Genomic DNA, 19,429 nt, shown 5'->3' on the forward strand with positions numbered 1-19,429 from the left:
GAAACCACGTAATTGAATCATGACAACAGAAGAATTAATCGCTGCTCGTCGTGCCGAACCTTGGCGGGAGGCACTTCGCAAAAGCAAGAAAAATAAAGAACGTGCGGATATCCCCCGTGTGAAGATGAACGAGTTGGACCCGGAATACCGGAGTCGTACCCGTTTGGAGGAAGTTAACTTAGGCTTGACAAAAGAACAGGCCATGCAAGAGGCCGAGCGCTGTCTGGATTGTCCGAATCCTACTTGTATGCAGGGATGTCCGGTAAATATCAATATACCTACTTTTATCAAGAATATCGAGCGTGGGGAATTCTTGGAGGCAGCTAAGACTTTGAAGGAGACAAGTGCCCTGCCCGCTGTTTGCGGTCGTGTATGTCCGCAGGAGAAACAATGTGAGAGCAAGTGTATCCATTTGAAAATGGGTAAGGAAGCGGTTGCCATTGGCTACTTGGAACGTTTCGCCGCTGATTACGAACGTGAGAGCGGTAATATCTCGGTTCCGGAGATTGCGGAGAAGAACGGTATCAAGATTGCCGTGGTAGGTTCCGGTCCTGCCGGATTGTCTTTTGCCGGAGATATGGCGAAGCGTGGATATGATGTGACTGTGTTCGAGGCATTGCATGAGATCGGTGGTGTATTGAAATATGGTATCCCGGAGTTCCGCCTACCGAATAAGATCGTGGACGTGGAGATTGATGGCCTTCGTAAGATGGGCGTACAGTTTGAGAAAGATTGTATCGTGGGTAAGACGATCAGTTATGATGATTTGCATGCGGATGGCTTTAAGGGCGTGTTCGTGGCAAGTGGCGCCGGTCTGCCTAACTTTATGAACATTCCGGGTGAGAACTTTGTGGGCGTGATGTCATCCAACGAGTATTTGACCCGTGTAAACTTAATGGATGCGGCGAATCCGGAAAGTGATACGCCGGTGCTACAAGGGAAGAAGGTGGCCGTGATCGGAGGTGGCAATACCGCTATGGACTCTGTCCGTACTGCTCGCCGTCTGGGCGCTGAGCGTGCTATGATTGTCTACCGTCGTAGCGAGGAGGAGATGCCCGCTCGTTTGGAAGAGGTGAAACATGCGAAGGAAGAAGGTGTGGAGTTCTTGACGCTTCATAATCCGATTGAATATATAGGAGATGAAAGAGGTCGTGTTAAGCAGATGCGCTTGCAGAAGATGGAGCTAGGTGAGGCGGATGCCTCTGGTCGCCGTCGTCCGGTACCTATCGAGGGAGCTATCGAAACAATCGATGTGGATGAGGTGATCGTTAGCGTCGGTGTATCTCCGAATCCATTAATACCCCGTGCCTTTGGAGGCTTGGAGGTGAGCAAGAAGGGTACGATCGTAGTGGAGGAAGACAGTATGCGCTCCGCTTTAGGCGATGTGTATGCCGGTGGTGACATCGTTCGTGGTGGAGCTACCGTGATTCTGGCGATGGGAGACGGTCGTAAGGCCGCCGCCGCTATGGATGCGGACTTAAGAGGATAAGTATAATATCTATTAGTTCTATAAGGAAAGACGGGTTGTTTGGACGATCCGTCTTTTTTCTTTTATCGTGATACGGAGATTTATGTTTATTATCTATAAGACTAATTCTTGAAATAATCTCTCAAATGTCTGTTCTAGATCGTTGGAAAAACCGGGATGTGGACGCGAGGTTTGGATAGAGGCACTTCTTATGGCGGTAAGCCAACGAAAGCGCTCCGGAATATCTAGGCTGGCTATAGGACCTCCATCCTTTGCGCCGGAACATATCTTATCGAAAACGTGGAGATTCGTACACAAAGATTCTTTATCTATATCTGATGTGAACAGACGAAGTTTCTCCTCGTCTACATGATAGCGAGCCTTGATGAATTTAGGCCGTTTACAGAACATGATAAGGCCTACATTGATAAACTCCTCCCGTTCGATTTTCGGCACGATACGGATTACGGCATATTCATATAAGTGTTTGTCTTGCATGTCGAGCTTCATTTATAAACGTGTCAGAATGGGCGATTCGGTCAATTAAAAACCGGATATATACATCACGTATCTCTTGAGGCGTACCGGGACTATCGTTCCAATGCAACCAATCGTCGGGTACTAGACCTACGATCTCACGAATTTTCTCTTCAGTTAAGATACGTTTGAAATCTTTGTTTACTTCCTCCAGCAGCGTCGCTTGTGGCAATAATACATGATCCTTGATATGGATGAAAGGGCCGATCGCATGTTTTTGCCAATTTACCCATGAGAAATGGAAAAATAAGGAAGCTCCATGATCGATGAGCCAAAGTTCTTTATTCCATATCAACATATTCGTATTCCGGACCGTGCGGTCTATATTTGTCAAAAGAGCATCGAGCCATACGACTTGTGAGGCGAGTTTAGGATCTACACGATTGACTACCGGATCGAAAGTCAAGGCTCCGGATAAAAAATGTAATCCCAGATTGAGCCCTTGACTTGCTTGTAGTAAGTCTTGTATCTCCTCGTCACCTTCCGACCGCCCGAAAGCCTCGTCAAGATTCAGGAAGACCAATTCCGGTACATGGAAACCCAAGCAACGAGCGATCTCACCTCCGATCACCTCGGCTATCAAGGCTTTTGTCCCATGTCCGGCTCCCCGGAACTTAACGACATATTTAAACTCATCGTCTGCCTCCGCTAAAGCAGGCAATGATCCGCCTTCCCGCAGAGGCATGATATATCGGGTAACATTCGCTGTACGTAATTCCATAACCCTCACTTTAATTGAAGATAAAGATACGATTATATTTTAGAAATAAAAAGCCCCGCTATTCTTTCGAACAGCGAGGCCTTTTGGAAGCGAGCGGAAGACGGGACTCGAACCCGCGACCCTAACCTTGGCAAGGTTATGCTCTACCAACTGAGCTACTTCCGCAATTAAATTAGATCGTACTCGAAGCGGGACTTGAACCCGCACAGCCGCAATGGCCAAAGGATTTTAAGTCCTTCGTGTCTACCGATTCCACCATTCGAGCATCCACCTCTTCTCTAAGAGTTGAGCGGAAGACGGGACTCGAACCCGCGACCCTAACCTTGGCAAGGTTATGCTCTACCAACTGAGCTACTTCCGCATTGTTTGTTTCTCTTTTGCGAGTGCAAAGGTAGTACAAATATTTATACTACCAAACATTTTCGGTGAAAAATTTAATTATGGATGTAAATTTTATTACCGTTTGTATCGACGACATATTGTTTGAGGGCTTGTTTCTCCTCAGCGCAAGGTCCTTCCACCGGATTGCCGATACCGTTTAAAAGTTCAAATTTACTACCGCATTTCGGACAAATGGCGTATACGGCAGATTCGTCCACATCTACGATGACATTAGCGGATGCCTCATGAGGACAAGCGGCATCGAACGCAAAGAATGCCCCGGTTCCGTTACTGGACAATCCATGATAAACCAATACGCCTCCAAACCCTGTTTGCTCGCCAGCTTGGTCTACATCTTTAGAGGTGTAGATCTTATAAGCCTGTATTGCATTCAACGCTTTATCTTGATAAGTCAGATCTAGTTCCAGATAGACCGCACGATAGGGAATGCGAGTCTCTATCGTATCTGCGCAAGATAATAGCGTAAACAAGATCAAAAGTGGAAATATCCGTCTTATCTTATCCATGGATCAATTTCTTTTCAGCCTCGTTCATCCGTTCGAAAGAGAAAGAACCTATCACGCTACGCATCATGGTGGCGATTGGTTCGTTACATAGATTACCGATACTGCCTTCGTGTGTATGGTTAACGCTCTTCGAAGGAACGAATTTACCGGCCTCGATATCCAAACCTACTTGCTTATAAGCGTCACGGAAAGGCATTCCGGCCAAGACACGGCGGTTCACTTCTTCCACGCTAAACAATAGAGAATATTTATCATCGTCCAATATATGCTCGTTTACTTTCACCTCGCGCATCATATGAGTTACCATGCGTAAGCAATCCTTCAGCTCGTCGAAAGCCGGTAGGAAGACTTCCTTGATGATCTGGAGATCCCGGAAGTAACCGGAAGGAAGATTATTGCTGATCAAGATGATTTGCTGAGGCAAGCCTTGAAGCTTATTGCATTTGGCACGTGTCAACTCAAATACATCCGGATTCTTCTTATGCGGCATGATACTGGAGCCGGTCGTGAACTGATCCGGCAGTTTGATGAAGCCAAAGTTCTGGCTATTGAACATACAAGCGTCGAACGCTAACTTGGAGAGCGTAGCGGCGATACCCGCCATAGCGAAAGCTACGGTGCGTTCCATCTTGCCACGTCCCATCTGGGCGTATACCACATTGTAGTCCAGCGAGTCGAAACCTAATAAATCCGTAGTCATCTGGCGGTTTAGCGGGAAGGATGAACCATATCCGGCGGCGGAACCCAGCGGGTTACGGTTGCAAATACGGTATGCGGCTTGCATAAGTTGCAAATCATCTACCAAGCTCTCCGCATAAGCGCCGAACCAAAGTCCGAACGAAGAGGGCATAGCTACCTGTAGATGCGTATATCCGGGAAGCAGTACATCCTTGTACCGGTTACTCTGGGAGATCAAAACGTCGAACAAGCCGGAAACCAACTCAACCAATTCTTGTATTTGCGAACGGGTGAAAAGTTTCAGATCCAATAGAACCTGATCATTGCGGGAACGCCCGCTATGGATCTTCTTGCCCATATCGCCCAAACGGCGTGTAAGCATGAGTTCCACCTGCGAGTGCACATCCTCGATGCCTTCCTCGATGATGAATTCTCCACGATCCGCTACGGCGTATATATTCCGTAATTCTGCTAATAAGACGTTTAGTTCCTCTTTGGTCAACAAACCGATACTTTCCAGCATCGTGATATGCGCCATAGAGCCTAATACGTCATATTTAGCGAGGTAAAGATCCAGCTCACGGTCCTTACCTACCGTGAAGATATCTACTTCATGATCTACCTGTACATTTTTTTCCCAAAGTTTCTGAGCCATAATGAAAAAGGAATTAATAAGGCAAGGAGGCGATAACGGTCGAGATTTTATCGACAGCCTCTTGCAAAGGTTTCGATACCATTGGTTTCAAGAACGGATTCAGATCGGCACGAACCGTGATTTTTAACCGTGTGTCGTCCTCGGCCACCTGTTTCAATTGTATCCACAAGAAAAGGGGAACAGGAGAGTTGGTCGTCGTGAACTTGATTAATTTATTCGGCTCTCTTTCTACGATCTGGAAGGTAATCTTACCAACGGGATCGACAGCGAAACTACAGGTATCGCTGTCGAACTCAAAATTTTTTATTTTATCTTGCGGGATGCGATCCTTGATACGTTCCAAGTTGGAAAGATCGGACAACATCGTGAAGATACGTTCATCATTGTGTGGGATCTGTTTGACCTCACTCACAAATTCTTCAGTCATTGAGTGTTTTTTTGTTTATTACTTATTTCGGGTCCCAGTTAGCCGGATCTTTACGCCATTCCTGAAGAACCGCGATCTCAGACTCATCGATGTAATGCGTACGGACAGCTTCTTCCAAGACTGCGTCGTAGTTACTCAATGTAGTCAATGTCACTTTAGCGTCCTTGAAAGCGGCTTCCGCTACAGGGAATCCATAGGTAAAGATAGCTACCATACCTGCGACATCGCAACCAAAGTTACGTACGGCTTGTACGGCTTTCAAGCTACTACCTCCGGTAGATACCAAATCCTCGATGATCACTACTTTAGAACCCGGTTTCAATTCTCCCTCGATAAGGTTTTCCAATCCATGATCCTTTGGCGTAGAGCGGATGTATACGAATGGCAATCCTAATAAATCGGCTACTAAAGCACCTTGAGCGATCGCGCCTGTAGCAACACCGGCAATGGCATCTACGTTCTCGAATTTTTCACTAATCACACGAGCCAACTCCAATTTAATGAAGCTACGAACGACCGGATAAGAAAGAGTCTTTCGGTTGTCATTGTAGATCGGAGATTTCCAGCCGGATGCCCAAGTAAACGGATTGGCCGGTTGCAACTTTACGGCTTTAATCTTTAATAATTTTTCTGCTACTAAACTTTCCAGTGTTTTCATACAATCCTATATTTATATCAGTTTGCAAAAATAGATAAACTGAATGACATTACCTTGAATATCGTACGTTAATTTTTTATTAATATTTATGCGACAGATAGGGCTAAAATGCTGATGCGTATGCCCGGAATCCCTGATAAAGCCTTTGCGCAAGCGGAAATCGTGGCTCCGGTTGTGATCACGTCGTCTATGAGCAGGATATGTTTGTTTTTTAAGCTTTCCGGATGAATGACATTAAAAATAGAACATACATTTAACCAACGGTCGTAAATGGCCTTACGAGTTTGGGTGCTTGTGTGGGTGGTGCGGGCCAGACTTTGCGTATCGATGGGGATATCCCATATGGAACGGATGCCGGAGGCGATCCATTCGGACTGGTTGTAACCTCTTTGCCGTTTTTTGCGGGGATGCAGGGGAACGGGGATAAGGAGGTCTACGGTACATATCGGGCTGTGATCCGCTTGGAGCTCTCTCGCTATCTGCCGTCCGAGTAGATAGCCCAGCTCTTTATTATCATGGTATTTGAGCGAGTGGATCAGGCATTGTACTTTTCCACCTTTCTCGTATCGTAGATAAGCGGTGGCGTATTCGATCCGGTCCTTTCCGATAAAAAGTTGCTCGACGGGGTTGTTCACCTGTTGATGATATCCCGTGTGCGGCAGATCACATAGGCATTTCAGGCAAATTTGTTCTTCTCCCTCGACGAGTGGTCGTTTACATATTTTACATAAGTTTGGGAAAAACAGGTTGAGCAGATTATTCCATGTCGTCGGCATAATCCTCGCAGTCTATTTCTTTGAATAATTGACTTAGGCAATCCAACGTGATCCGGCTTTCGAAACCTCGTCCGGCGGCGAAACGGAGTAACTTGTTGAATAGGTCCCGCTCGTCTTTTCCTTTGGTCGATTTCTTTTTGCTTTTTAGTAAATCGAGTAAGATGGAGCGGTATTCTCCCTCGTCGATGGCGGCGAGCGATTCTTCCCGGATCGGGGAGGGGATGTTTTTCTTATAAAGCTCGTAGCCTATTTTTACCCGTCCCCATTTATTGAATCGTAGCTTATCGTTCACGAAGAAACGGGTGTAACGGGATTCGTCGATAAACCGCTCTTTCAGCAAGCGGGCGATGATACGCTCGGAGGCGTCGGGGGGAAGTCCGGCGGCATCGATCTTTTTCTGTACGTCTTGTATGCAGCGTTCGGCGGCGGAGCAATAGGCGGCTGCCCGGTGCAACATCTCGGGTTCGGTTATCTCTTTCATATTTTCGCTTTTACGATACGGTCTTTCCCGTATAGATCTTGTATTAATTCGACTTCGGTGTAATTCTCTTGACGTAGCATCGCTACGGTCTCTTTTCCGCAAAGGGCATTGATCTCGAAGTAAAGATGCCCGCCTTCCACCAAATGCCTTTGTCCGAAGCGGGCGATGGCCCGGTAGAAGAGAAGCGGATCGTCGTCGGGAACGAACAAGGCTAGATGAGGCTCGTTCTCCAGAACGTTCGCTTCCATGGTCGCTTTCTCTCTATACATTATATAAGGGGGATTACTGACGATGCAGTTTAAGTTTCCTATAAGAGACGCTTCGGTTTCCTCCGTATGGGATTTTAGTTTCACGTACGTGAAAATTTTGTTTCTCGTACATGAAAATCTAGTTTCACGTACGTGAAAATTTTGTTTCTCTTGCATGAAACTGGAATAACCTTCGGAAAGGATATCCAATTCATGGAAGGATACGGAAACTTGATTCATACGGGCGTTCTCCTCGGCCATGGCGAGCGCTTCGGGTGATATATCCACCGCCGCTACCTCTGCCTTCGGAAGATGTTTCGCCAAGGAAATAGCGATACAGCCGCTTCCCGTACCAATATCTAATATACGAGGGGCTTGGCCTTGGTAGTCCGTGATGATCCGCTCGACCAACTCGGCGGTTTCCGGGCGGGGAATCAATACGTCCGGCGTCACCTTAAACTCCATCCCGTAAAAATCCGCTATGCCTAATAAGTATTGTATGGGCTTGTATAAACGCAGTCCTTCTACAATCTCCTTGATTTTAAATTTCTCCGTATCAGATAATTCTTTACCTTTGCCTAACAGGAGTTGATGGGTAGAAAGACCGCAAACACGTTCCATGATGAGCCGGACGAGCGCTTGGGCTTCGCCGGGAGGATAAATATCTTTGAGGGAATTTCGGATGTAGGCGATGGTCTCAGTCATATCTTACTCTTGTTTTATCGCGAAAGTAGTGTAAAAACCGTTTATATGCAAAGATTATGGTAGAGGTTGAAGAGAAATACATGGCTCGTTGCATCGAGTTGGCCAAAGGAGGGAGGGGAAATGTCAGTCCGAATCCGATGGTTGGTGCGGTGGTTGTGCATAAGGGCCGTATTATCGGTGAGGGATTTCACAGGAAATGTGGGGAGGCGCATGCCGAGGTGAATGCTATCGCTTCCGTGAAAGACGAGTCTTTGTTGAAAGACAGTACGATTTATGTGAGTCTGGAGCCTTGCTCTCATTATGGGAAGACGCCTCCTTGCGCCGAGTTGATTATCCGGAAAGGGATTCCACGGGTGGTGGTCGGTTGCTTGGATCCTTTTCCCGAGGTGTCGGGGCGAGGCGTGCGGATGTTGCGTGAGGCCGGTGTCGAGGTGGTCACAGGCGTGATGGAGGAAGAAGCCCGTGCGTTGAACAAGGCGTTTATGACGCTACAAATGAAAGGCCGTCCTTATATTATCTTGAAATGGGCGCAGAGCGAGGATGGGTTTATCGATCGTTTGCGTATGGACGTGTCGGAGCCGGTCACGGTTTTGTCTTCTCCGGAGACTTCCCGCTTGGTGCATAAACTTCGCTCGGAGGTGGCGGCTATCATGGTCGGTACACGGACCGCTTTATTGGATAATCCTTCATTGAACGTGCGCCATTGGTCCGGTAATTCTCCGGTTAGGGTCGTATTGGATCGCCGGCTCGTTATTCCCGATTCTTATCGGTTGCTGAATGGTTCCTCACGTACATTAATATTTACGGAGAAGGACGTAGAAAACCGAGAGAACGTGGAGTATATCCGGATAGATTTCGAGGGTCCGGTGATCCGGCAAGTGCTAGATCATCTTGCTGTCCGGAAGTTGGATTCCTTATTGGTGGAAGGTGGGGCCCAGTTGATTAATTCTTTCGTGGAAGCGGATGTATGGGACGAGGCGAGGGTGGAAACAGCTCCGGTTCGCCTGTATCAAGGGGTGCATGCGCCGATGCTTGGAAAGGAGGCTGTTAGCGGCATCTCCGGACGTTCTGTTATGAGCATTAAAAATCATAACTATGAAATTTTAAATCATAACGATGAGTTCGAAAAATCATAACTATGAATTTTAAGGCTCATATAATCAACTAAAATATTATAAATATTAGCAGGTATTAGGGTGAAAGCAAAAAATGTTTCTACTTTTGTGCCTTTATATGCGACAAACTTATGTTTTTGATGAAAAATAAATTAGTACTATTTATAACAGGTTGTTTTGCATTAGTGTTGTCTTCTTGTTTGAAATCAGAAGATGTCACTGATATAGAATTGGTTAAGAACTGCCAAATATCCTCTTTTAAGCTAAGTAGTGATTCTATCTCGGGGTTGGATACCGTGAAGTTTACGATCGACCAACTGACGGGGCGGATTTTTAACATTGACTCTCTGCCTTTTGGCACGAAGATCGAGAAAGTTGTTTGTACGATTACGGCAGCCAGTAGCTATGCGCTTAGCGGTATAGAGGTAAGCCCGTATGCTTATCCGGACTCTACTTATTACTTAAACAATTTATCAGACTCCATTAATTTCTCCGCTCCGGTAAAGTTCGTGGTTCATGCGTATGACCAAGTCACGACAAAAGTCTATATGGCGCAGGTGAATATCCATCAAGTGGTTCCGGACTCTATGGTTTGGAGTATGTACGCGAATCCTATGATTGGCATTACCGTGAAGGATCAGAAGGTGGTAACCTACGATTATAATGGATCGGAGAATTACTTTATGTATGTGAAACCCGCCGAGTCCGGTAAACCTTACCAATTATATTACGCTCCGGTAAGCGCGCCTAAGGGCTGGCAGTCATTATCCTTGACCGGTCTGCCTTCCGATGGGCTTTTGATCTCCCAGATTACCGAGTATAACAATGCTTTATATGTGCCGGCTACAAATGGCACTTTATATAGATCCGAGGATGGCTTGACTTGGAGGGCTGTAGAGAACGCCCCTTCCGTGAAATACGTTTTGGGTAGCGTGAAGCAGGGCACGAAACAGCCTTCCGCCTTAGCTACGATCGTGGATCAGGAAGGAAAGCTAGCGTTCTATGCGATGAACGAATCCATGGAGTGGATCGCCGGAGATGCGGTGCCTAGCGGATTCCCTGTTACCGGATTTAGCAATCTCCAATATGCCGCAATGTATCATGAGTACTTGATGACCGCCAGCGGACGTACCGTGGACAACCAAGTGGTTAATACGACTTGGGCGACCATGGATGGTATCTCTTGGGCGTTGATGGCTTCTGGTGACGCAAACTTCACGAAGCGTGAGGGAGCGATGATCACGAATTATGACGATAAGTTTTTCTTGATCGGAGGTATCGACGCTTCGAACAAGGCATTGAAAGATATGTATCAATCGATAGATTATGGTATTTCTTGGTCGTTGATCGACTCGATGGTGGTGTTACCGACCGACTATGCGGCGAGAGGCTTTTCCTCAATTATTGTGGATAAAGAGAATTTCGTGAACATTTTCGGAGGAAAAACCAGCACTGGTTCCAATGACTTGAACCAACTTTGGAGAGGCCGTATCAATCGTTTGATCCCGAAGGAATAGAAAAGTTCGATAGGAGATGTATAATTTTATGAGGCTTTTAGCGTTAGAAAAAGAAGTGTGGTATATATAACAGCAAGGCTTATGACTTCAACTTTTTTTCAGCGGCTTCTCATAATCATCCTATTAGCGGGTACGGTCCCTACGCTTTGGGCGCAGGAATATAAGTACGAGATCGGTGGTATGGCTGGTGGTGCCTTTTATATGGGTGACGCCAACAAGAATACGATATTTAAAGGAATGAATCCGGCGGTGGGAGCCGTGTTCCGGTATAACATCAACTTTCGTTGGGCCTTGAAAGCCAACTTGATGTGGGGACAGGTTTCCGGTAAGACCGAAGGTATGGAGAACGTTTTTCCGAATAATGCCCAAACCTCTTTCAACCGTAGTATCATGGAGTTGGGGGGACAGGCGGAGTTCAATTTTTTCCCGTATAGCGATAAGTTCGACTATGCGGGGGCGAAGCGTTTCTCTCCTTATGTCTTGGTGGGCATTGGGCTGACGGTGGCTCCGGGTGGTGGGAAGACTTTCGCCAGCCCGAATATTCCTTTAGGCGTGGGCATGAAATATAAGATCAAGAACCGCCTTAATTTAGGGTGCGAGTTCTCGTTTCGTAAGTTATTTGGCGATGGCCTAGAGGGAAAGGACATGTTGGACGATCCGTATGGTGTTAAGGGTAGCGCTCTTAAGAATAAAGATTGGTACTCTTTCTTGTTGTTGTCTGTTACATGGGATTTCGGCCCGAGGTGTCGTACTTGTAACAATGCGAAAAATATAAGTGAATATTAGTAAGATAAAAAATGTCGTTGATTGAGAAAATAGACAAGAATCGCTTGCCACGGCACGTGGCAATTATTATGGACGGGAACGGACGTTGGGCCAAGGCGAAGGGGAAAGACCGTAGCTTCGGGCATCAGGAAGGCGTTGTTTCGGTCCGTAAGATTATGGATGCGGTCACTCAACTCGGATTGAAATATCTGACGTTGTACACTTTCTCTACCGAGAACTGGAATCGTCCGGAAGAAGAGGTCCAAGCGCTGATGAGCTTGCTGGTCTCTGCCATTCACCGGGAGACTCCGGACATGATGAAGAAAAACGTTCGCCTTACCGCCATAGGCGATCTTTCCCGTTTGCGTGAGGATGCTTATAATACATTGCAAGAATGTATCGATACGACTTCGGCGAATACGGGAACCACACTTGTTCTGGCGCTTAGTTATTCTTCCCGGTGGGAGATCACCAGAGCGGCTAGGCAACTCGCCCAAGAGGTCTTGGAACAGAAAATAAACCCCAATGATATAACCGAGGCTATGGTCTCGGACCACTTGACGACCAAAAATATCCCCGATCCCGATCTTTTGATACGGACCGGAGGAGAGAAACGCATCAGTAACTTCTTGCTATGGCAGTTGTCATATGCTGAATTCTTCTTTACGGATGTGTTTTGGCCGGATTTCAGAGAAGAAGAGTTGTATGAGGCTATATTGTATTACCAGCAACGTGAGCGTCGTTTCGGTAAGACAAGTGAGCAATTAATCTTATAAACAATAGCTGTTATATGTACAAAAGAATAGTGCTGTTTTTTATTTGCTTGGGTTTCGCTTGCGGTGCGTTTGCCCAAGAAATAGACACTACCCAAGTTGAGGCGCCGGCAGAAGTGCCGGTCATTTCGTACTCGTTAGCTCCGAAGAAATACAAGATTGCGGATATAAAGATTACGGGTATCAAGAATTATGATGATTTTGTGTTGATCGGCTTCTCGGGCTTGTCGGTAGGCGATGAGATTACCGTACCGGGAGAGGAGATCACTACAGCAGTGAAGCGTTTTTGGAAACATGGCTTGTTTTCGGATGTGAAGATTTTGGCAACGAAGATCGAGGGCGACCAGATTTGGCTGGAGATCCAGCTGAAGCAGCGTCCGCGTATCTCGCAAGTCAATTACCACGGGATCAAGAAAGGCGAGCGTGAGGACTTGGAGGCGAAGCTGGGTTTGAAGAAAGGTTTTCAGGTGACACCGAACGTCATGGACCGTGCCAAGATCGTGATCCAGAAGTTCTTCGATGGCAAAGGCTTTAAGAACGTGGATGTCGAGATCGAGCAAAAGGACGATCCCGCGAATGAAGGCGAGGTGATCGTGGATATCAATATCGATAAGAATGAAAAGACCAAGATCCATCGTATCTATTTTGAGGGTAACGAAAAACTGACTGCCCGGGAGTTGAAGAAGGCGATGAAGAAGACGAACGAGAAGTTTAGCTTGCCGAACGACTGGAAAACCAGTATCATGGAGATGTTCAGCACGAAGAAGTTCACGACTGAGGAATATGAGAACGATAAGAAAAATATAATCGCTAAATATAACGAGCATGGTTATCGCGACGCCGTATTGTTGTTTGATAGCGTAGCGAACTTTAACGAGAAGAAGGTAGATATCTTCTTGAAAGTGGATGAAGGTGAGAAATACTATTTGAAAGATATTCGCTTCGTGGGTAATACGCAATATTCTACGGACTATTTGATGGCCGTGTTGGGTATGAAGCCAGGCGAGGTGTATAATCAAAAGAAATTGAACGAACGTTTGAGTACGGATGATGATGCCGTTTCGAATGTCTATTTTAATAACGGTTATTTGTTCTTCAACGCCGATCCGGTAGAGGTGGATGTAGCGAATGACTCTATCTCGTTAGAGATCCGTATCCAAGAGGGTCCGCAGGCGACGATCAACCGTATTATCATTAATGGTAATGACCGTTTGTATGAGGATATCGTTCGCCGTGAGTTGCGTACCAAGCCGGGTATGTTGTTCAGCCGTGACGACTTGATGCGTTCCGTTCGTGAGTTGGCCCAGATGGGACACTTCGACCCGGAAAACATGAATCCGGTGCCGCTGCCTGATCCTGAGAATGGAACCGTGGATATTGAGTATAACTTGGTTTCCAAGGCGAATGACCAGATCGAGTTCTCCGCTGGTTGGGGACAGACGGGTGTGATCGGTAAGTTAAGTTTGAAGTTTACGAACTTCTCTATGAAGAACTTCTTGAACCCGAAAACCTATAAGGGCATCATCCCGCAAGGTGAGGGACAGACATTGACCTTGAGCGGCCAGACGAACGGGCGTTACTATCAGGCTTACAGCATCTCCTTCATGGATCCTTGGTTCGGCGGTAAACGACCGAATACATTGTCTGTCAGCGCTTATTTCTCAAAGCAAACCGATATCAGTAGCAATTACTTGACCAATTCCGGTTATGGTTATGGCTATCCGGGCTATGGCTATGGTTATCCCGGTTATTATGGGGGCGGTTATGGCTATGGTAGCAACTATTACGGCAACTATGGTTACAATAATAGTTATGAGTATGCTTACGACCCGGATAAGTCTATCATGATGTTCGGTTTAGCGGCTGGTTATGGTAAACGCTTGAATTGGCCGGATGACTACTTCCAGTTCATGGCGACGTTGAACTATCAGCTGTATATGATGCATGATTGGGATTATTTCTTGGTTAATAACGGAAATTGCCATAATATCAACTTGGAGTTGATGTTGCAACGTAATTCTATCGATAACCCGTTGTATACTCGTAAGGGTTCACAATTCATGTTGTCTGTAGCTGCTACGCCTCCTTACTCTTTATTCGATGGTAAGGATTATGCGTCGATGTCAAGCTCAGACCCGGATAAGTATAAATTCATCGAGTATCATAAATGGAAGTTCAAAGCGAAGATCTTCTCTCCGTTGGCTCCGTTGACCGTGAAACGTACGCCGGTATTGATGACCCGTGTTGAGTATGGTTTCTTAGGTACTTATAATAAAAATAAGAAGTCTCCGTTCGAGACCTTCTATATGGGTGGTGACGGTATGAGTGGTTACTCCAGTACCTATGCTCAGGAAACGATCGGTTTGAGAGGTTATGAGAATGGTAGTATCGCCGGTAATGGTGGTTACAACTCTTATGGATACGCTTATTCTCGTTTGGCTATGGAGTTGAGATATCCGTTCTTGCTGGAGCCTTCCTCTACGATCTACGGATTGGTATTTGTGGAGGCTGGTAACGCTTGGACTGATTTGAAGAATTTTAATCCGTTTAACTTGAAACGTTCCGCTGGTGTCGGTGTCCGTATATTCTTGCCGATGATCGGTTTGATGGGACTCGACTGGGCTTATGGTTTCGACGAGCCGAATTATGGATCTAATGGTAAACGTAGCGGTAGTAACCTGCACTTTATCATCGGACAGGAATTCTAAAATATAGATCGGGTATAGCTTCGTATGTAGAGACGGGGCGTGTTCCGTATGTGGAGACGGGGCACGCCCCGTCTCTACATTTAAATAAATACTTTTAACGAATATTGGTAGGCTGTAAGTAAACCCTCTGTTATATTTGCAGTCATAAAGTAGAACTATAAATAAAGAGAGTATGAAAAAGATTATCACATTGAGCTGTCTGATGTTGCTTTGTTCTTTTGTCGGCATGGCACAGAAGTTCGCTTTAATCGACATGGAATATATATTGAAGAATATTCCGGCTTACGAAATGACCAATGAGCAGTTGAGCCAAGTTTCCAAGAAATGGCAAAATGAGGTGGAAGCGATTCAGCAAGAAGCTCAGAATATGTATAAGAATTATCAGAGCGATCTGGTATTCCTCTCCGCCGAGATGAAAACGAAACGTGAGGAAGAGATCGTGAAGAAAGAGCAAGAGGCGCAAGATCTGAAACGTAAATATTTCGGTCCTGAGGGTGAGTTATATAAGAAACGCGAGAGTTTGATGAAACCGATTCAAGACGAGGTGTATAATGCGGTGAAAGAAATCTCGGAAGACAAGGGATATCAAATTGTTTGGGATCGAGCTTCTGCCATGAGCATTATTTTCGCTTCGCCAAAGATCGATATCAGTAATGAAGTGCTGATTAAGTTAGGATATTCAAAATAAATGCTTACATTTGTGCGCTTTATGCATGAAAAGTGTGAAAGCTTGATTAATAACAAAGTAATTATATAGTAAAAATGAAGAAACTTATTGTTTTATTGTTGATGATTCTCCCGTTGGGAGCTATCGCTCAGGAAGTTAAAATTGCGTTTGTAAAAACTCAAGAGGTGTTTATGGCTATGCCGGAGGTATCTGGTATGGAAAAACAAATGGCAGACTTGAATGAGAAATATAGAGTTGAATTGAAGCAAATGCAAGATGAATACCAAAAGAAATATTCAGACTTCGTAGCGCAGCAAGATTCATTGACAGAAAATATCAAGTTGAGAAGAATGCAAGAGATTCAAGATATCCAAGAACGTATGGATAACTTCGTTCAGGTAGCTCAGCAAGACGTACAAAAGAAACAACAAGAATTGTTGCAACCGATCCAACAGAAGTTGCACGAGGCTATCCAGAAGGTAGGCGAGGAGAAGGGATATACGTATATCATCGATCCGGCAGCTTTGCTTTATACGGGTACTAACGCGGTAGACGCAACTCCGTTTGTTCGTACGAAACTCGGTTTGTAATTAGCGAGAAAATTTATTCTATAGAATAAAAGAGGGGGTGTTTTCCGAAAGGATTGCACCCTTTGTACTTTATAAAAGAAGGTTTCTGATATGTTTCCACAAACTCCCGGTCCGATCGGTCTTTTTGATTCAGGTTATGGCGGACTTACGATTTTCGATAAGATTCATCAGTTGATGCCCGGTTATGATTACGTTTATCTGGGCGATAACGCACGTTCTCCTTATGGAACCCGTTCGTTCGAGGTTGTTTATCAATTTACCCGTCAGGCGGTATCGCGCTTGTTTGAGTCGGGTTGCCAATTGGTGATCTTGGCTTGTAATACGGCATCGGCGAAAGCGCTTCGTACGATCCAACAAAAAGACTTGCCTACATGGGATCCCAATCGTCGTGTATTGGGAGTCATCCGTCCTACAGTTGAGTTAGTGGATACAATCAGCCGTACCAAACATATCGGTATCGTAGGTACGAGCGGTACGATTACGTCCAATTCTTATACGATCGAGATCGGCAGGATGTATCCACATATCCAAGTGACAGGCGAGGCTTGCCCCATGTGGGTTCCTTTGGTGGAGAATAATGAGTTTAATTCCCCGGGAGCGGATTATTTCGTGAAAAAGCATATCGACCATCTATTATCCGTAGATCCGCAAATCGATACGCTTATCTTGGGATGTACTCACTATCCCCTTTTGATGGATAAGATCCGTGCTTTTCTTCCTTCCGGCATCACTCTATTCTCGCAAGGCGAGCATGTAGCGGAGAGTTTGCGAGATTATTTAGGGCGTCACCCGGAAATGGATCGTAAACTCACGAAGGGAGGAAGTTGCCGTTTTCTTACCACGGAGTCGGCAGAGAAGTTTTCTGAGGCGGCCTCTATCTTCATGAATACTCCGGTCTCGGTTTCCCAGATCGAGCTATAACGCCCCTAGGCCCTATGAGGGAGATGTATATGAACGCTATTTATACTTCCCTCCTTCCTTATGAATACTTGAAAGATATCGGATGAATTCATTTGAATATCTAGTATAATTCTACAGATCACGCCGTGGTCTGTAGAGTTCACGGCGTGGTTTGTATAGTTCACGTTGTGGTCTGTACAGACCATGACGTGAATTAGAAAATAAAACAAGGAGCGAGAACGTATAGGTATAGAAAGAAATAGGTATAATACCTTATCCTATCTTAAATTCTTGCCGGACGTCTGCCTTCTACGGAAAAGTTAGATGCTTTCTTATTGGATGCTCTTTCCGAAAGGAGCCAAGGCTAAAGCTGCCATCTTAAAATGTTGCATGCCGAAAGGGATGCCGATGATCGTGATACATAGCAAAAGGCCGAATCCCAGATGCGTAAGGCAAATCCAAAAGCCTCCGACGAATATCCAGATAATGTTCATGATAAGTGACAAGCATCCTCCGGAATTCCCCTCGTCTACGACACGGCTGCCAAAAGGCCATAAAGCCAGTATCGCTAATTTTAAGGTCTGGAGGCCAAAAGGTATACCAATGATCGTTATCATTAGTATTAGGCTGGATATCAGATATTCTACACTTGTTATAATCCCTCCGAAGAGTAACCATATTATATTCCCCAAGAATTTCATACGCTAGTTATTTAAATGGTTGATACTATCTTTCTCATATATAACAGATGCTTTACTAACTGTGGCTACATGAAAGCTATCTATTTCCGCCAAGATTTGCCGCTTAACGAAAGCGAAACTATCCCTATAGGCCGGTTTCACCGGTTCAGAAGGGGGAGCTTCCATTTTTAGCGGATCGATAGGTTGCCCGTTCTTATGGACACGGAAGTCTAGGTGCGGCCCGGTAGAGAGTCCGGTGGAGCCTACATAAGCGATCTCTTGGCCTTGTTGCACATGGCTGCCTACTTGGATTCCTTTGGCGAAGCGGCTTAAGTGCATATAAGTCGTGGTGTATACGGAGTTATGTTTCACTTTCAGGAAATTGCCCCCGCCGTTTTGATATCCCTTGGCGATAACCGTACCAGCTCCGATGCTGCGTACCGGTGTACCGGTCGGTGCCGCGTAATCAACCCCATGATGCGCCCGGTATCGTTTGAGGATCGGGTGGAAACGGGCGTTCGTAAAACGGGATGTGATCCGGAAAAAGTCTAATGGGGCTTTCAAGAACGCTTTGCGAAGGCTGTTCCCTTCCTCATCAAAGTATTCGAAGATACTGTCTTGGGTGAAAGGAATCGCTACAAACTCTTTGCCTTGATGCGTAAAGATCGCCCCCTCGATAGAGGCGATGCTCAAGGCGGTGGTATCGTCGATGTAAGCCTCATTGTATAGAACCTTGAATGAGTCTCCATCTTTGATATCGAAGAAATCGATTTGCCAAGCGTACACGTCCGATATCTTGATCGCCAGATACGGATCACCTCCATTGGCCTTGATCACGTTCCATAGGGAAGAGTTTAAGACTCCTTCCGTATATTTTTTCTTGAGGGTGATCGGCTTATTAAATTCATAGGCGTTGATCGTATCTCCGGTCAAGTCGATTACGGCATAATCGGTCAGCGACTTGGCGAAGGCGATATATCGGATCGTCTCTAAGGAATCTACCGTGGAAAATGTGTAATAATGCATGCCGGCTCGCAGTTTCGTCGGATCGAGGACATGGGTGGATGCCCTGCTGATACTGTCTGCTTTCAAGGCCGTGAAGCCCAGCCCGGAGAAGATGGAGGCGGGATTATCCCCGTTTTTCATCAAATACTCTTTTACGTCCAAGGAATCGATACAGATGCCGTATTGATACAGATGTTGTGAGCTATCCACCCACTGCGTATCCATGTCCGCGTCTTCCGTGGGCTGTTGGGGCTGTTTGCAGGAGAAACAACTCATCAACATGACTAATACGATACATATAGGTAGTTTCTTGTCCATTTGTCTTCGTTTGTTCATCAAAAATTATTCAACCGGATACAAACTTACGGAAAATAATAGAAATAGCGAAACCTATTTAGCGTAAAGCTTTGTACCTTCGCGGACTCGTAAAAAGGTGTTTAGGTAGAA

Annotated in this window: 20 protein-coding genes and 3 tRNA genes; 9 read left to right on the plus strand and 14 right to left on the minus strand. The window is 45.7% G+C overall.

Annotated elements, in window-relative coordinates; genetic code table 11:
• Window positions 1–19 precede the first annotated feature (19 nt).
• Window positions 20–1,489 (plus strand): NADPH-dependent glutamate synthase, encoded by a 1,470-nt coding sequence (gene gltA, locus BHV83_RS14120; protein ID WP_005867881.1) that lies wholly within the window; start codon window positions 20–22, stop codon window positions 1,487–1,489.
• A gap of 93 nt (window positions 1,490–1,582) precedes the next feature.
• On the opposite strand, the gene BHV83_RS14125 is transcribed toward gltA, so the two are convergent.
• The 12 genes from BHV83_RS14125 to BHV83_RS14180 form a co-directional block, all read right to left on the minus strand.
• On the minus strand, window positions 1,583–1,966 hold the full coding sequence (locus BHV83_RS14125) for a DUF3037 domain-containing protein (RefSeq protein ID WP_005859003.1): 384 nt from the start codon (window positions 1,964–1,966) through the stop codon (window positions 1,583–1,585).
• Entirely contained in the window at window positions 1,944–2,726 is a 783-nt protein-coding gene (locus BHV83_RS14130) for a HipA family kinase (protein WP_057326578.1), read from the minus strand. Before BHV83_RS14130 ends, BHV83_RS14125 begins: the two co-directional genes overlap by 23 nt.
• Window positions 2,727–2,818: 92 nt before the next feature.
• Window positions 2,819–2,891 (minus strand) — tRNA-Gly (locus BHV83_RS14135).
• A gap of 15 nt (window positions 2,892–2,906) precedes the next feature.
• Window positions 2,907–2,991, minus strand: a tRNA-Leu gene (locus BHV83_RS14140).
• Between the two features lie 23 nt (window positions 2,992–3,014).
• A tRNA-Gly gene (locus BHV83_RS14145) sits at window positions 3,015–3,087 on the minus strand.
• A 73-nt stretch (window positions 3,088–3,160) separates the two neighbouring features.
• Complete coding sequence (locus BHV83_RS14150; RefSeq protein WP_005867883.1) at window positions 3,161–3,634, minus strand: Rieske (2Fe-2S) protein; 474 nt, start codon at window positions 3,632–3,634, stop codon at window positions 3,161–3,163.
• Entirely contained in the window at window positions 3,627–4,967 is a 1,341-nt protein-coding gene (gene argH / locus BHV83_RS14155) for an argininosuccinate lyase (protein ID WP_009016977.1), read from the minus strand. Before argH ends, BHV83_RS14150 begins: the two co-directional genes overlap by 8 nt.
• Window positions 4,968–4,980: 13 nt before the next feature.
• Window positions 4,981–5,394, minus strand: coding sequence for an SRPBCC family protein (locus BHV83_RS14160; protein WP_005858994.1), 414 nt, complete (start codon window positions 5,392–5,394; stop codon window positions 4,981–4,983).
• A gap of 22 nt (window positions 5,395–5,416) precedes the next feature.
• A complete protein-coding gene (gene pyrE / locus BHV83_RS14165; protein ID WP_005858992.1) occupies window positions 5,417–6,052 on the minus strand; it encodes an orotate phosphoribosyltransferase in 636 nt (211 codons plus the stop codon).
• Between the two features lie 86 nt (window positions 6,053–6,138).
• Entirely contained in the window at window positions 6,139–6,828 is a 690-nt protein-coding gene (locus BHV83_RS14170; protein ID WP_009016978.1) for a ComF family protein, read from the minus strand.
• The gene (locus tag BHV83_RS14175; protein ID WP_009016979.1) at window positions 6,809–7,309 is read right to left on the minus strand and encodes a regulatory protein RecX; all 501 of its coding nucleotides are present in this window, start codon (window positions 7,307–7,309) and stop codon (window positions 6,809–6,811) included. The genes BHV83_RS14170 and BHV83_RS14175 overlap by 20 nt, the downstream gene beginning before the upstream one ends.
• Window positions 7,306–8,262, minus strand: a complete 957-nt coding sequence (locus tag BHV83_RS14180) for a N5-glutamine methyltransferase family protein (protein ID WP_009016980.1) — start codon at window positions 8,260–8,262, stop codon at window positions 7,306–7,308. The genes BHV83_RS14175 and BHV83_RS14180 overlap by 4 nt, the downstream gene beginning before the upstream one ends.
• A gap of 56 nt (window positions 8,263–8,318) precedes the next feature.
• Between BHV83_RS14180 and ribD the strand changes: the two genes are divergently transcribed.
• The 8 genes from ribD (at window position 8,319) to murI (ending at window position 17,318) form a co-directional block, all read left to right on the plus strand.
• On the plus strand, window positions 8,319–9,398 hold the full coding sequence (gene ribD, locus BHV83_RS14185) for a bifunctional diaminohydroxyphosphoribosylaminopyrimidine deaminase/5-amino-6-(5-phosphoribosylamino)uracil reductase RibD (RefSeq protein ID WP_286757647.1): 1,080 nt from the start codon (window positions 8,319–8,321) through the stop codon (window positions 9,396–9,398).
• A 119-nt stretch (window positions 9,399–9,517) separates the two neighbouring features.
• A complete protein-coding gene (gene bamI, locus BHV83_RS14190; RefSeq protein WP_034531826.1) occupies window positions 9,518–10,894 on the plus strand; it encodes a BamI family beta-barrel-assembly machinery protein in 1,377 nt (458 codons plus the stop codon).
• 81 nt (window positions 10,895–10,975) lie between these two features.
• Window positions 10,976–11,680, plus strand: a complete 705-nt coding sequence (gene porG, locus BHV83_RS14195; protein WP_008772658.1) for a type IX secretion system protein PorG — start codon at window positions 10,976–10,978, stop codon at window positions 11,678–11,680.
• An 11-nt stretch (window positions 11,681–11,691) separates the two neighbouring features.
• A complete protein-coding gene (gene uppS, locus BHV83_RS14200; RefSeq protein ID WP_005858978.1) occupies window positions 11,692–12,435 on the plus strand; it encodes an undecaprenyl pyrophosphate synthase in 744 nt (247 codons plus the stop codon).
• Between the two features lie 14 nt (window positions 12,436–12,449).
• The gene (gene bamA, locus BHV83_RS14205; protein WP_122144016.1) at window positions 12,450–15,140 is read left to right on the plus strand and encodes an outer membrane protein assembly factor BamA; all 2,691 of its coding nucleotides are present in this window, start codon (window positions 12,450–12,452) and stop codon (window positions 15,138–15,140) included.
• A gap of 172 nt (window positions 15,141–15,312) precedes the next feature.
• The gene (locus tag BHV83_RS14210; protein ID WP_122144015.1) at window positions 15,313–15,828 is read left to right on the plus strand and encodes an OmpH/Skp family outer membrane protein; all 516 of its coding nucleotides are present in this window, start codon (window positions 15,313–15,315) and stop codon (window positions 15,826–15,828) included.
• Between the two features lie 74 nt (window positions 15,829–15,902).
• Window positions 15,903–16,397 (plus strand): OmpH/Skp family outer membrane protein, encoded by a 495-nt coding sequence (locus tag BHV83_RS14215; RefSeq protein ID WP_005858972.1) that lies wholly within the window; start codon window positions 15,903–15,905, stop codon window positions 16,395–16,397.
• Between the two features lie 90 nt (window positions 16,398–16,487).
• On the plus strand, window positions 16,488–17,318 hold the full coding sequence (gene murI / locus BHV83_RS14220) for a glutamate racemase (protein WP_005867900.1): 831 nt from the start codon (window positions 16,488–16,490) through the stop codon (window positions 17,316–17,318).
• 311 nt (window positions 17,319–17,629) lie between these two features.
• Here murI and BHV83_RS14225 read toward each other — a convergent pair whose 3' ends face one another.
• Both BHV83_RS14225 and BHV83_RS14230 read right to left on the minus strand, forming a co-directional pair.
• Window positions 17,630–17,998 carry a YccF domain-containing protein gene (locus tag BHV83_RS14225; protein ID WP_005867901.1) on the minus strand — a complete coding sequence of 123 codons (369 nt, stop codon included), beginning with the start codon at window positions 17,996–17,998 and terminating at the stop codon, window positions 17,630–17,632.
• Window positions 17,999–18,001: 3 nt separating this feature from the next.
• Window positions 18,002–19,300 carry a M23 family metallopeptidase gene (locus BHV83_RS14230; RefSeq protein WP_008772654.1) on the minus strand — a complete coding sequence of 433 codons (1,299 nt, stop codon included), beginning with the start codon at window positions 19,298–19,300 and terminating at the stop codon, window positions 18,002–18,004.
• Window positions 19,301–19,429 lie beyond the last annotated feature (129 nt).

Source organism: Parabacteroides sp. merdae-related_45_40 (genome assembly GCF_001915675.1).

Excerpts from the sequence above, each read along its gene's own strand:
- bamI (WP_034531826.1), top strand. The coding sequence starts at position 9,518 with ATGAAAAATAAATTAGTACTATTTATAACAGGTTGTTTTGCATTAGTG.
- porG (WP_008772658.1), top strand. The coding sequence starts at position 10,976 with ATGACTTCAACTTTTTTTCAGCGGCTTCTCATAATCATCCTATTAGCG.
- uppS (WP_005858978.1), top strand. The coding sequence starts at position 11,692 with ATGTCGTTGATTGAGAAAATAGACAAGAATCGCTTGCCACGGCACGTG.
- argH (WP_009016977.1), bottom strand. The coding sequence starts at position 4,967 with ATGGCTCAGAAACTTTGGGAAAAAAATGTACAGGTAGATCATGAAGTA.
- ribD (WP_286757647.1), top strand. The coding sequence starts at position 8,319 with ATGGTAGAGGTTGAAGAGAAATACATGGCTCGTTGCATCGAGTTGGCC.
- BHV83_RS14215 (WP_005858972.1), top strand. The coding sequence starts at position 15,903 with ATGAAGAAACTTATTGTTTTATTGTTGATGATTCTCCCGTTGGGAGCT.
- pyrE (WP_005858992.1), bottom strand. The coding sequence starts at position 6,052 with ATGAAAACACTGGAAAGTTTAGTAGCAGAAAAATTATTAAAGATTAAA.
- BHV83_RS14130 (WP_057326578.1), bottom strand. The coding sequence starts at position 2,726 with ATGGAATTACGTACAGCGAATGTTACCCGATATATCATGCCTCTGCGG.
- gltA (WP_005867881.1), top strand. The coding sequence starts at position 20 with ATGACAACAGAAGAATTAATCGCTGCTCGTCGTGCCGAACCTTGGCGG.
- BHV83_RS14230 (WP_008772654.1), bottom strand. The coding sequence starts at position 19,300 with ATGGACAAGAAACTACCTATATGTATCGTATTAGTCATGTTGATGAGT.
- BHV83_RS14125 (WP_005859003.1), bottom strand. The coding sequence starts at position 1,966 with ATGCAAGACAAACACTTATATGAATATGCCGTAATCCGTATCGTGCCG.
- BHV83_RS14160 (WP_005858994.1), bottom strand. The coding sequence starts at position 5,394 with ATGACTGAAGAATTTGTGAGTGAGGTCAAACAGATCCCACACAATGAT.
- BHV83_RS14180 (WP_009016980.1), bottom strand. The coding sequence starts at position 8,262 with ATGACTGAGACCATCGCCTACATCCGAAATTCCCTCAAAGATATTTAT.
- BHV83_RS14150 (WP_005867883.1), bottom strand. The coding sequence starts at position 3,634 with ATGGATAAGATAAGACGGATATTTCCACTTTTGATCTTGTTTACGCTA.
- BHV83_RS14170 (WP_009016978.1), bottom strand. The coding sequence starts at position 6,828 with ATGCCGACGACATGGAATAATCTGCTCAACCTGTTTTTCCCAAACTTA.
- BHV83_RS14225 (WP_005867901.1), bottom strand. The coding sequence starts at position 17,998 with ATGAAATTCTTGGGGAATATAATATGGTTACTCTTCGGAGGGATTATA.
- BHV83_RS14175 (WP_009016979.1), bottom strand. The coding sequence starts at position 7,309 with ATGAAAGAGATAACCGAACCCGAGATGTTGCACCGGGCAGCCGCCTAT.
- BHV83_RS14210 (WP_122144015.1), top strand. The coding sequence starts at position 15,313 with ATGAAAAAGATTATCACATTGAGCTGTCTGATGTTGCTTTGTTCTTTT.
- bamA (WP_122144016.1), top strand. The coding sequence starts at position 12,450 with ATGTACAAAAGAATAGTGCTGTTTTTTATTTGCTTGGGTTTCGCTTGC.
- murI (WP_005867900.1), top strand. The coding sequence starts at position 16,488 with ATGTTTCCACAAACTCCCGGTCCGATCGGTCTTTTTGATTCAGGTTAT.